The following is a 12195-nucleotide window of genomic DNA, read 5'->3' as shown; positions in this document are numbered from 1 at the left end:
AATTAGTTTCCCTTCCTCCGTGACCGGTCCCGATGCAAACCCGCTGCGCGATGGGCCGGCCGTTTGCGGACCGGAGCCACGAACCGCCGCCGGAGGTCTTTATGGTACTCCGGCGTGAACGGGGACCAGGTTTGCTGCACGCGCAGCTGCCGCCGGCTCAGATCATGCAATAATCCGCGATGGCCTTGCATCCGGGGAGTGAATCGATCCAGGACCTTCAAGGGTTTGCCCCGCTGGGCGATTCCCTCGTGACCGGCGGCCACTCGGACCGGCTCCGGCAAACCACCGGCCCCTTCGGCCGGACTCATTTCGACTTCCCCGTTAAAAACTCCCAGGTGCGTCCCGTCTTCCTTTGACATCTCCAGCGCAAACTCGGTCCCTCGGACTGCGCAAACAGCCATCGGCGTGTTGAATCCCCAGTTTTGCCCGGGTGCGGCACGGGTGGAGTCCACCCGGCCAAGGAAAACGCCTCTGGATAAACTGACTTGGCCGGAATTCGTTTCAAGATGTCCCAGCGTCAGATCGGTTTGCGGGCGCAGCATCCCGATCACATTCTCGGAAAGGATGATTTCAACTTCTCCGTCCTCCCCGGTTCGAATATGATCCCCCGGTTCCAGAGGGAGCCCCTCGTGCGCCTCAATCCAATCAGCTGCTCCCGGGGATAACAATCCGACATCTCCAGTCACTTTTCCGAACCGCGACTGGTTTTCGGCAAGCCCCGCCGCATAGACAACCGGTGACAAAAGGAAAAAAAACGCCATCCATAAGATTTTGTTCATTTCGCCGCTCCAACGGATGTCCTGACACGACGCTTGACATGCTGCGCCACCAGGTGTTCCTGGTAGGTTTTGGAAAACGTATGGCGTCCCGTAGCCGGATCCGCCACAAAAAATAAATACTCTGAACGAGTGGGATGAGCTGCCGCGGCGAGCGAAGCGGCTCCGGGATTACAGATGGGTCCCGGGGGCAGCCCGTAATGACGATAGGTATTGTACGGCGATTCGACCGCCAGATCCTTGTAATTCAATTTTTCTTTCCACCCGCCGAGAGCATACTGAACCGTTGGATCGGCCTCCAAACGCATCCGGCGGCGCAACCGGTTGCGATAGACCCCTGCAATCAAGGACCGCTCTTCGGGGACGCGCGCCTCTTTTTCAACCAGCGAAGCCAGCGTGACGATCTGGTTATACGTCAATTTAAGCACTTTCACCTGACCTTTTAGATCACGGGGTTCTTGCTCGTGAAAGCGGCGGACCATCCGGTCCAGCACCCCTTGCGGGGCAAGACCCTGCTCAAAAAAATAGGTGTCCGGAAATAAATAACCTTCCAGGTGCTGCTGTTTCACCAGAACCATGAACGGCTCTGCCGGGGTAATTTCTTTTGCTTTCAGAAGAACCGCCATCTGCTGCGCCGACCATCCTTCCGGAAACGTGACGCGCACCACCGGCGGGCCCTGACGGAAAGTCCTGTAAATCTGATAACCCGTCAACCGGGGAGACAACAAATAATAGCCGGGATGAATCCCGTTTTTCCCACAAAGCTTGACCCAACAGACAAACGTCCAGGGGTGCCAGAGAAGTCCCTGATGCCGAAGGTTATGAGCGATTTCCCGGGCAGAGGCTCCCTTGGCAACGACAAAACGTTCAGGGGTGCGGCTCTGAAGACGAAGGGCCAGAATCAATCCGGCCAGCCCGACCAAACAGGCTCCGGCGATCCATCGAATCATGAGGCGTTTAAACGTTTGGTGTGGACGGGGTGTTTCAGAGAAGTGCATGGAGAGCTGTCTTGTAAACAAGCCGCTGGCGCAGCGTCGGAGGGACCGGCTGGGGTGCCGGCGGCAGAGGCGCCTCGGGAGGTTTGGGGAGAACGTCCTGCGCCGAGGAAAGCCCCATCAGCGTAGAGACCGTGACAAAATGAAATCCTTTTTGACGAAGCGAAGCGATCACGCGGGGAAGAACGTCGATGGAATTTTCCATGCCGGAATGCATCAGGACAATTCCGCCATCCTCGGCCCCTTTCATGATCCGGCGATAAATCCGTTTCTGACTTCCCCCATGGATGTCATTGGTCAGGATGCTCCACAACACCATGTGATACCCCGCATGGGACGCCACGCGAACCGTCTCGCGGTTATAATCGCCTCCCGGCGGGCGGAAAAGCACCGTCTCGCAGCCGGTCAGCCGGCGGATGACGGCCTGCGTCTGATTCAGCTCGCCCAGCACCGCTTTATCATTGAGAGCGGTCAAGCGCGTATGGCTGAAGGTGTGGTTGGCGATTTCGTTACCCTGGCGAACGATTTCCCGTGCAATTTGAGGATACCGTTCGACCATTTTACCGACGACGAAAAAAGTTCCGGGGACGTGCTCCTGCTGCAAAACGGCCAGCAGTTTTTCCGTCATGACGGGATGCGGACCGTCATCAAACGTCAGCGCAATCCAGGGATGTTGCGGAAGATGCACCTCGGGACGGCGATAGGAGGAGATGGACGGATTCCAGTCGGAAGGGATCACGGTGCCGGACACCAGCAGAACGCTCCCCAGCAGGATGACTTTGTAGCAGCGGAGAAGTGTCCCCGACTTGAGATGAGCAAAGATTTGGCGCATAAAAAAGACTTACTAAATCTACAGGAACAACGCCATTTTTACAAGCGATTTCTAAAAAACCATCCGCAGGGCCTAGGGGACGTAGTTGCCTTATTGCCATAACGGTCGACACGAAGGCAAAAAGGCAACTACGTCCCCTACCGCCCTTTAAAAACCGTCCGCAGGATGTCGAGCGCCGCAATGACCGCGCGCTGACGGATGGCTTCCCGCGAACCGAAAAAGCGATACGCATAGGTGCGGGTTGTCTTTCTCGAGGAAACCCCGATATACACAAGCCCAACCGGCTTTCGGGGGGTCCCCCCATCCGGTCCGGCGATGCCGGTAATACTGAGTCCAACCTGGCTGCCCAGGCACCGGCGAACCCCTTTGGCCATGGCAGCGGCCACCGGACGCGAAACGGCGCCATAGCGCTTAAGAAGGCCGACGGGAATACGAAGGAGGCGGGTTTTAGCCTTGTTGCTGTAGGCGATCACCCCGCCAAGAAAATAGCGGGAGGACCCTGGAATTTTAGTCAGACAGCGGCCCAGCCATCCTCCGGTGCATGATTCCGCCACGGCCAGCGTGGCTTTCTGGTGCCGGAAGATGTTCCCGGTGACGACTTCGAGCGAGGAATCGGGGTCCATTCCATAAAAGTTTTTACCCATCCGCCGCCGCACATCGGTCACAATCCGGTCCCGTATCTGAATCGCCCGGAGTCGTGTCGCCGCTGTTGCAAAAACATCAAAATCCACCAGACCGAGGTGAGCCAAAATCGTAAAGCCAACTTGCCCACCCATAATTTTTTCGACCCGTTGAATGATCGGCCGAACACGATGATCCACGACGGACTCGGGAAGCCCGACGAAATGCAGGTGAGCCTCGGCCACGGGTTGCGCCGGAAAAGCCTTCTTCAAGTGAGGCAGGACAAAATCCTCGAGCATGGGATGGAGTTCGGAAGGCGGGCCTGGCAAGAGGATTAGCACCTGCCGGGGTCTCAACCCCAACCATTGACCCGGCGCTGTTCCAACGTTGTTCGGGATGACGTCAGCACCTTCCAGAAGCTCCGCTTGCCGGGCGTTAGCCGGCGGCATCCGGTAATGGGCCCTTCGGAATTTTTGCCGGACTTTTTTCAGGAGTTTTTTGGATAGCCGAAGCGAACGCCCGGTCGCGGCGGAGGCGGCTTCGCGGGAGATATCGTCAAACGTGGGGCCCAGCCCCCCCGTGATAATGACCACAGCATGTTTCAGGAGCGCCCGGCGGATACCTTCCGTTAAGGGTCCCGGCTCATCGCCAAAGGTGTTTTCTTCGGATAGCTCTAGACCGATGCTGGCGAGGCGGCTGGCCAGAGTGGAGGCGTGCGTGTTGGGTTTACCGCGCAACAGTTCGCTGCCCACACAAATGAGTGCGACCGATGTTTTACTGCACGCCCAAATAGGCATGTTGGACCTGCGGGTTGTTCATGAGTTGAGCCGCCGGACCTTCCAGAACAATCTGACCCGTCTCGATGACATAAGCCCGCTGCGCCACCTGGAGCGCTTTGTGGGCGTTCTGCTCGACCATCAGAATGGCCATTCCCTGACGATGGATGTCGCGCACCATGTCAAATACCTTTTCCACCATTAAAGGAGCCAGTCCCATGGACGGCTCATCCAGCATCAAGAGCTTTGGGCGCGCCATCAAAGCCCGCGCCATGGCCAGCATCTGCTGTTCGCCGCCGGAAAGCGTGGATCCCAGCTGATCCTGCCGGTCCCGCAATACCGGGAAAAACGCGGCTATGCGTTCCCGATCCTCTGCGATGCCGGCCCGTCCCCGTCGAAGGTAAGCGCCCATCTGCAGATTCTCGCGCACCGTCAGGCGGGGGAAAATGCGCCGGCCTTCCGGCACATAAACGATCCCGAGCGCGGCCACGCGATGCGGCGGTTTCCCGTTGATGCGCTGGCCTTCAAACAGAATATCGCCGCTATCCGGCGTCAGCAAGCCGGCAATCGACTTGAGCAGTGTTGTTTTTCCCGCCCCGTTGGCGCCAATCAGCGCGACGATTTCCCCGGGCATCAGTTTAAGGCTGACGCCTTTGAGAGCCTCAATTTTTCGGCCATGCGACGTGCGCAGTTCGCCAATCTCAAGCATGGCCAACCTCGTCACCGGGACTGGACGTTTTCCCGAGATACGCTTCGATCACCGCCGGATTCTGCTGGATCTCCGCCGGCGTGCCGTCGGCGATCTTCTCCCCATAATCCAGAACCACCACCCGCTGACAAAGGCTCATGACGACGCGCATCTGATGCTCGATGAGCAGGACGCTGATGCCGCGGTCCCGGATCCGTTTCACCAACTGCATCAGTTCCTGGCTTTCGGTCGGGTTCATGCCCGCGGTCGGCTCATCGAGCAGGAGAAGCCGAGGGTCCAGCGCGAGCGCGCGCGCCATTTCGAGCCGGCGCTGTTCGCCATAGGGAAGGTTTTTCGCCAGGGCATTGCCGCGATCCAGCAGCCCCATGAAGCGCAGCAGATCCCGGGCGGACCGTTGAATATCCTGCTCTTCCCGTGTAAACGAACGTGTTTTAAAAAGAGTGGAAAAGAATTCGGACTGCGTCCGGCAATGCCGGGCGACCATGATATTTTCCATCGCTGTCATGTTCGGGAAAAGCCGGATGTTCTGAAACGTGCGCGCGATGCCCAACGCCGCGATTTCATGCGGGGCCAATCCCTGGATGGGCTGATCCCGGAAAAGGATTTCCCCGTGCTCCGGCTCGTAAAGCCCGGTAAGAACATTGAAAAAGGTGGTCTTCCCTGCCCCGTTCGGTCCGATCAGGCCCAGGATCTCACCCTCCTTAATAGAGAGGTCCACGCGGTCCAATGCGGCGATGCCGCCAAACGCTTTTGTGACGGACAGGGCTTCCAGGAATCCCATTATTTTCCCTCGACATCAAAAAGCGTGGACGGGGCGTTCTCCTCGGGCTCCGCCGGGTGAAGCTCCAGTGACCGCCGCCGGCTCGGGACAAGACCCTGCGGGCGATAAATCGCGATCAGAATCAACGAGAGTCCAAAAAGCAGGTACCGGGCGTCCGCAAACGACTTTCCCAGCAGATCCCGAAGAAATTCCGGAACCGCCACGATGCAAAAAGCGCCCAGCATCACTCCGCTGACCGATCCCATCCCGCCCAGCACGACCGCACAAACGAGCAGCGCGGATTCCCAGAAGGTGAAGGACTCCGGTGTCACAAAATTTTCCCAATGCACAAAAATGGCGCCCGCCAAGCCGGCAAAAAGCGCGCTGATTCCAAACGCCACGAGTTTCTGCTTCGTGACGTCCACCCCCATCAGCTCGGCGGCGATTTCGTCTTCGCGAATGGCCACCCACGCGCGCCCCAGGCGGGAGTGGTCCAGCCGGTAACAGACCCAGGCCGCCGCCAGGACGCAAACCGCGATCAGGTAGTAATAATGAAGGTTCGAGGTGAACGTAAAGCCGAAGAGCGAAATCGGCGGGATGGATTCTCCGACCCGGGGGAGTCCCTTCGGGCCGTTCGTCAGCGCGTCCCAGTTCGTAAAAATGAGACGGACCACCTCTCCGAAACCGAGCGTTACAATCGCCAAGTAGTCCCCGCGCAGACGCAAGGCCGGGAAACCGACCGCCAGACGAGCCGCCATCGCCACGACCATCGCCGCCGCCGCGCAGACCCAAAAGGGCATTTTCATGATCGCCAGGAGTGCGGCGGTATACGCCCCGATCGCGTAGAACGCCATAAAACCGAGATCCAGAAGACCGACAAACCCCACCACCAGGTTTAGACCCAGAGCCAGCAGCATATAGAGACCGGCGATGCCTCCCAGGCGAATGAGATAGGCGAAACGGCTCCCATCGAGGAAGAAAGGGATGATCAGAAAAAAGGAGAGCGAAGCCGCCCAGGCCCCGTGGCGTCCGTAACGGTTCATAATTTTTCCGGAACGTGACGGCCAAAAAGCCCCTCCGGCCGGAACAACAGAATGAGGATCAAAATCGAGAAAGCGATCACATCTTTCCACTCGGATCCGTTCGGGATAAGCCCCGCGGCCAGCGATTCCAGAACCCCTAAAATAATTCCCCCCCACATCGCTCCAGGAATATTACCGATCCCTCCCAATACCGCTGCGGTAAAAGCCTTGATCCCAGGAATAAATCCCATGTTGTATTTGATGGAGCCGTAGTACAGCCCGTTGAGCGCGCCGGCGACACCGCCCAAAGCACCTCCCAGCAGGAATGTGAGCGCAATAATCCCATTCACAGGAATGCCCATCAGGGAAGCGGTCGTCGAATCCTGCGCCGTGGCCCGGATGGCGGTACCCAGGCGCGTCCGGTTGACGAATAGATGAAGGATCCCCATGAGCCCCAGGGAAACAACCAGGATCAGGATTTGAAGGGAATTGATCTCCACCCCGCCCCACTGGTAATGCCGGATTTCAAACACCTGCGGATAGGCGAGGGACTGATCCGAGATAAAAAGAAAACCCGCATTCTGCAGGAGGATCGAAACCCCGATCGCAGAGATCAGAGGGGTCAGACGCGAGGACCGGCGTAATGGACGATAGGCAAACCGTTCCACGACCAGGGCTAGGAGCGCGCTCCCGCCAAAGGCCAGCACGATCGCCACGAGCCACGCTTCCGAAGGAGACAACCAGGGGATGAGCCGCTGGTAGACCAGCAAACTGATAAAAGCGCCGGACATGAAGATCTCGGAGTGCGCGAAGTTGATCATGAGGAGCACCCCATAGACCATGGTATAGCCGAGAGCGATCAACGCGTAGAGAGAACCGAGGGTGAGACCATTGACCAGTTGTTGAAGGATCATTTAACCGGCTGGAATTGGCCGTCTTTTACCTGGAAGAGCGTGATCCGATGGTTCAGCGTGTCGCCTTTTTGATCAAAGCGGGTTTCTCCGAGAACCCCCTGGTAAGCCACGGAGGGCAGGGCCGCCAGGATCTTTACGCGATCCGGTCCCACTTTCTCGATCAGGCTTAAAACGATAGCCATGGCTTCGTAACCGTAGCCGTCGTACGCTTTGACTTCCACACCGGGATAGCGGGCCCGGTAAGCATCCACAAAACGGCGCGCCGAAGGCAGCAAACTGGTTGGGCTCCCCAGGAATGTCACATAACAACCTTCCGCGGCCGCTCCGGCCACACGAAGAAACTCCGGATCAAAGTTCGCCTCTGAAAGAACCATCGGGGCTTTTTCCCCGACCCCGCGCGCCTGGCGCACGATCAACCCGCCGCCGGCATAGTCGCCCCCGAAGTAAATCATCTGGGGATGCAATTCATGAAGGCGAGTCAGCAGTGCGTTGAAATCCTTGTCCGCCACATTGACTCCGTCAAAGGAAAGGGCTGTCCCCCCCAAAGCCTCCAAACGTTTCCGGAATTCTTCGGCAACCCCCTGTCCATAAGCGGTTTTATCGTGGATGATGCAAGCCCGCCGGGCCTTGAGTGTTTTGACCGCAAATTCCCCGGCGTAGGACCCCTGGATGTCATCGGTGGTATTCACCCGGAAAATCGTTTTGGGATATCGCCAGGATGGATCGAGCTGCTGCAGGGTCAGCTTCGGGTTGGACGCAGCCGGGGAAATCATCGCCAGATGGTGGCGGGCATACACAAGGGAAGCCGGGAGGCTGCAGCCTGAATTAAAGTGACCGATCACCGCCACCACCGAGGCGTCCGAAACGATTCGGTTGGCCACGTCGACCGCTTCTTTCGGATCACTGCGATCGTCGAACGTTTTTATCTCCACCCTAAAACCGGTGGAGTGCCGGTTCTGCGCCGATTCTTCCAGAGCCAGCGTGCAGGCGCGTTTCAGCCCCTGCCCTAAGGCGGCGATGTCTCCGGTTAACGGCAACGCCACCGCGATCCGAGCGACTTTTTCTTTGGGACCGCACCCCGCGAGAATCGCCAGAGCCAGCAAACCGCAAAAAACCTTCTTCATTTAAAATCCCATCGCCTTCAAAACCGTGTCCATTTCGGGTATTACCGGTACCGGGAGTTGATGAACTTTCGTGGCGGTGTCCGGATCTTTGAGCCCGTGTCCGGTCAAGGTGCAGACGATTGTTTGCCCGGCTTTGAGCATGCCTTTTTGAGCTGTTTTGATCAACCCGGCCACGGAAGCGGCGGAAGCGGGCTCGCAGAAAATACCCTCGCGGGCGGCCAGGAATCGATAGGCTTCCAGAATATCGTCGTCGGTCACCTCATCAATCAACCCTTTAGATTCATCCCGGGCCGCGAGCGCTCCCTGAAGAGAAGCCGGGTTACCGATGCGAATGGCGGTCGCGATGGTTTCGGGATGCTCCACCGGATGGCCCCGTACGATGGGAGCGGCACCGGAAGCCTGGAAGCCCCACATCTTCGGCAAGCGGCGGCTGCGACCTTTGGCATGGAATTCCCGATAACCCATCCAGTAGGCGGTAATATTCCCGGCGTTTCCAACCGGCAGGCAGTGGATGTCCGGAGCCTCACCCAATGTTTCAATAATTTCAAAAGCCGCGGTTTTCTGGCCTTCCAACCGATCTGGGTTGACTGAATTAACCAGCACAATCGGATGGGTTTTGGAAATTTCACGGGCCAGCGTAAGCGCTTTGTCAAAATTTCCCTGAATCGCGATGACGCGGGCGCCGTGCATCAGCGCTTGCGCCAGTTTTCCGAGTGCGATGCGGCCTTCCGGGATCAGGACCGCGCAGGTCATGCCGGCCCGAGCCGCATAGGCCGCTGCGGAAGCTGAGGTATTCCCCGTCGACGCGCACAGGACCGCCCGGGCGCCGCGTTCTACCGCCTTGGAGACCGCCAGGGTCATTCCGCGGTCTTTAAAGGAACCGGTCGGATTGAGTCCCTCATATTTAAAGTAGATGTCGGATTTAATTTTGAGAAGATCGGAGAGATAGCGGGACGGGATCAGCGGCGTATCGCCTTCCAGCAGGGTGATCACCGGAGTGGAATCGCTCACGGGCAGGAAGGCCCGATACCGTTCGATGACCCCCCGCCGCAACGGCTGGACCGGCGCCGTGGTCATGGTTACTCTTCGACTCGAAGCAGAATGGTTTTCGCACGGATGTAGCGCTGGCGTCCAATCTCTTTGAGCGCCTTTTCCATCGCTCCCTCCGTGGTCAAATGGGTCAGGATCATGATGGGAACGCCCTTGGTATCGGTAAATCCGTGCTCCGGTTGATAGACGCCGGCGATCGAAACACCGACCTTGCTGAGGATGCCGGAAACACCGGCCAGAACTCCCGGCCGGTCCGCGACTGTAAATCGCAAATAAAAGCGCGATTTCATCTCCGCTTTTGGAACGGCTGTCAAATGTTTGAGATGATCGCCGGAAATGTAGGGAAGCTTGCCGGCGGTCCGGGCCGCCACCTGCCGCGCGAGGTACGTGATATCCGACACAACGGCTGAGGCGGCAGCCATCCGGCCGGCGCCTTTTCCATAAAGGATGACATCGCCGACCGCATCGCCTTCAATGGCGATCGCGTTATACTCGTTCTGGACGTTGGCAAACGGATGGGTCTCCGGGATCAACGCCGGATGAACGCGCACCTCTACTGTTTTTTCCGTCAGGCGGGTGATGCCCAACAGCTTGATGACGTAACCGAACTCCCGCCGCACAAACGCCATGTCGCGGGAATCGATGTGCGTGATGCCTTCCGTGACCACATCGGCCAGACGGACCCAGGTGCCGCTGGCGATGGACGCCAGAATGGCGATCTTATGAGCTGCATCAATGCCTTCCACATCGAACGTCGGATCCGCTTCGGCAAAACCGGCTTTCTGGGCCTCCTTGACCGCGGTGGGATAGTCGAGACCGGCCTGGCTCATGCGCGTAAGAACATAATTGGTGGTCCCGTTCAAAATACCGGTAATCTTGGAAATCCGGTTTCCGGCAAGACCCTCATTCAGCGCCTGAATAACGGGAATCCCCCCGCCGACCGACGCCTCAAAATAGACCAGGCGTTGATGGTCGCGCGCCGAGCGAAAGACTTCCCCCCAATACTTGGCTAAAAGCGCCTTGTTCGCGGTCACCACATGCTTGCCGGCCTGAAGCGCCTTCAGCACAAAGGTCCGCGCGGGTTCGTACCCGCCGATCAACTCAATAAAAATGTCGACATCCGGATTGAGGATGACCTCATCGGCATTGCGCGTAAAAACCGCCCGGGTCCCCAGCTTTTTGAATTGAGCGGGCGTCACAACCTTATCGCAGACCACCGCCAGTTCAATGGGCGCGCCGACCTTGGTTTCAATCAGGGCGCGATTTTTGCGGAGCAACTGAACGACCCCGCCGCCCACCGTTCCCAAACCCACCAGGCCGAGACGAACGGGCCGATTCATGCGGGCCTCCCGGAGGCTTTCTCCCCTGACAGATTTTCCGCAGAAGCCGAGGCCAGCAATTTCTTGAAACGCAGCAGCACATCATGAAAACGGTTATCGTGTGTGACGAGCGCCATCCGGATATATCCCTCGCCGCTTTCTCCAAAACCAACACCCGGGGTCACCACAACTCCCGTCTCTTGCAGAAGTTTTTCCGCGAAAGCCATTGAACCCATGGATTTGAACGGTTCCGGAAGCGGAGCCCAGACATACATGGTCGCTTTGGGCTTGGGCACCCCCCATCCCAGCTTGGCCATCCCATCGACCAGATGATCCCGCCGCCGTTGATACGCCTGCACCGTCGGCGTCACAATCTCCGGCCAATGATCCAACGCGGCCACAGCCGACAGCTGAACAAAGGTGGGAGACCCATAATCCAGGAACGATTTAAACTTCTCCACCGCAGCCACGACACGGGGGTTCCCGCACATCCAGCCGATACGCCAGCCGGCCATGTTATACGTTTTCGAGAAAGAATGGACTTCCACCCCCACCTCTTTGGCGCCTTCGACTTCCAGGAAACTGGGAGCGACATAACCGTCAAAGGTTAATTCCGAATAAGCGTTGTCATGGCAGATGATCAGATCGTATTTCTTGGCGAACTGGACCCATTCCTTAAAAATCGCTTTATCCGGAACCACTGCGGCCGTCGGGTTGTTCGGATAGTTCAGAAATACCAGTTTGCTCTTGCGGGCAACGGCCTCCGGGATTTTATACAGCTCCGGCAGGAAATTATTCTGAGGATTCAGCGGAATGGAATAGACTTCTCCGCCGGCCAGAATCACGCCATTGAAATGGGCCGGATACGACGGGGCTCCGACCAAAACGACTTCCCCGGGATTCAGAACCGCCATGGCCAGGTGAGCGATTCCCTCTTTTGAACCAATCAAAGCTACCACTTCTTTTTCAGAATCCAAATCCACATTAAAACGGCGCTTCATCCAGGACGCCACTGTTTTGCGGAACTTCGGCATCCCTTTGGCCTGGGGATAGCGGTGCGTACTGGGATGATTTTTAACGGTATCGCAGAGCCGCTGGACCACCGGATCCGGAGTCGGATGATCCGGATTGCCCATCCCCAGATCAATCACATCCAACTTTTTGGCGTAGGCCTCTTTTTTCAGCGCATTGATGCGCGTAAAAAGATAGGGGGGCAGCTTGTTTAATCGATCAGAAAATTCGGTCATAATCAGCATCTATCGTATCAAAAAATATTCAACAACGACATGATGACCGT

At 57.7% G+C, this 12195-nt stretch carries 12 protein-coding genes; all 12 read right to left on the bottom strand.

All coding sequences use genetic code 11. The features are described 5' to 3' along the window. Positions 1 to 2: 2 nt before the first annotated feature. A complete protein-coding gene (locus tag WC859_08210; protein ID MFA5976128.1) occupies positions 3 to 779 on the bottom strand; it encodes a FecR family protein in 777 nt (258 codons plus the stop codon). Beyond that, positions 776 to 1726: an endolytic transglycosylase MltG gene (gene mltG / locus WC859_08205; protein MFA5976127.1), complete on the bottom strand. Its 951-nt coding sequence runs from the start codon at positions 1724 to 1726 to the stop codon at positions 776 to 778. The genes WC859_08210 and mltG overlap by 4 nt, the downstream gene beginning before the upstream one ends. Before the next feature lie 34 nt (positions 1727 to 1760). Next, the gene (locus WC859_08200) at positions 1761 to 2603 is read right to left on the bottom strand and encodes a polysaccharide deacetylase family protein (GenBank protein MFA5976126.1); all 843 of its coding nucleotides are present in this window, start codon (positions 2601 to 2603) and stop codon (positions 1761 to 1763) included. A 137-nt stretch (positions 2604 to 2740) separates the two neighbouring features. Next, positions 2741 to 4021 (bottom strand): CinA family nicotinamide mononucleotide deamidase-related protein, encoded by a 1281-nt coding sequence (locus tag WC859_08195; GenBank protein MFA5976125.1) that lies wholly within the window; start codon positions 4019 to 4021, stop codon positions 2741 to 2743. Continuing rightward, the gene (locus WC859_08190; protein ID MFA5976124.1) at positions 3999 to 4709 is read right to left on the bottom strand and encodes an ABC transporter ATP-binding protein; all 711 of its coding nucleotides are present in this window, start codon (positions 4707 to 4709) and stop codon (positions 3999 to 4001) included. The genes WC859_08195 and WC859_08190 overlap by 23 nt, the downstream gene beginning before the upstream one ends. Further along, positions 4702 to 5490 carry an ABC transporter ATP-binding protein gene (locus WC859_08185; GenBank protein ID MFA5976123.1) on the bottom strand — a complete coding sequence of 263 codons (789 nt, stop codon included), beginning with the start codon at positions 5488 to 5490 and terminating at the stop codon, positions 4702 to 4704. Before WC859_08185 ends, WC859_08190 begins: the two co-directional genes overlap by 8 nt. Continuing rightward, the gene (locus tag WC859_08180; GenBank protein MFA5976122.1) at positions 5490 to 6512 is read right to left on the bottom strand and encodes an ABC transporter ATP-binding protein; all 1023 of its coding nucleotides are present in this window, start codon (positions 6510 to 6512) and stop codon (positions 5490 to 5492) included. Before WC859_08180 ends, WC859_08185 begins: the two co-directional genes overlap by 1 nt. After that, positions 6509 to 7405, bottom strand: coding sequence for a branched-chain amino acid ABC transporter permease (locus WC859_08175; protein ID MFA5976121.1), 897 nt, complete (start codon positions 7403 to 7405; stop codon positions 6509 to 6511). The genes WC859_08180 and WC859_08175 overlap by 4 nt, the downstream gene beginning before the upstream one ends. Then, positions 7402 to 8529 (bottom strand): branched-chain amino acid ABC transporter substrate-binding protein, encoded by a 1128-nt coding sequence (locus tag WC859_08170; GenBank protein MFA5976120.1) that lies wholly within the window; start codon positions 8527 to 8529, stop codon positions 7402 to 7404. Before WC859_08170 ends, WC859_08175 begins: the two co-directional genes overlap by 4 nt. Then, positions 8530 to 9606 (bottom strand): threonine synthase, encoded by a 1077-nt coding sequence (thrC, locus tag WC859_08165; protein ID MFA5976119.1) that lies wholly within the window; start codon positions 9604 to 9606, stop codon positions 8530 to 8532. Between the two features lie 2 nt (positions 9607 to 9608). Beyond that, a complete protein-coding gene (locus WC859_08160; GenBank protein MFA5976118.1) occupies positions 9609 to 10919 on the bottom strand; it encodes a homoserine dehydrogenase in 1311 nt (436 codons plus the stop codon). Beyond that, positions 10916 to 12145, bottom strand: coding sequence for an LL-diaminopimelate aminotransferase (locus WC859_08155; GenBank protein ID MFA5976117.1), 1230 nt, complete (start codon positions 12143 to 12145; stop codon positions 10916 to 10918). Before WC859_08155 ends, WC859_08160 begins: the two co-directional genes overlap by 4 nt. Positions 12146 to 12195: the final 50 nt, after the last annotated feature.

Source organism: Elusimicrobiota bacterium, assembly GCA_041660185.1.
Taxonomy (GTDB): Bacteria; Elusimicrobiota; Elusimicrobia; order 2-01-FULL-59-12; family 2-01-FULL-59-12; genus JBAZWU01.
This window is presented reverse-complemented; position numbering and strand designations above follow the sequence as displayed.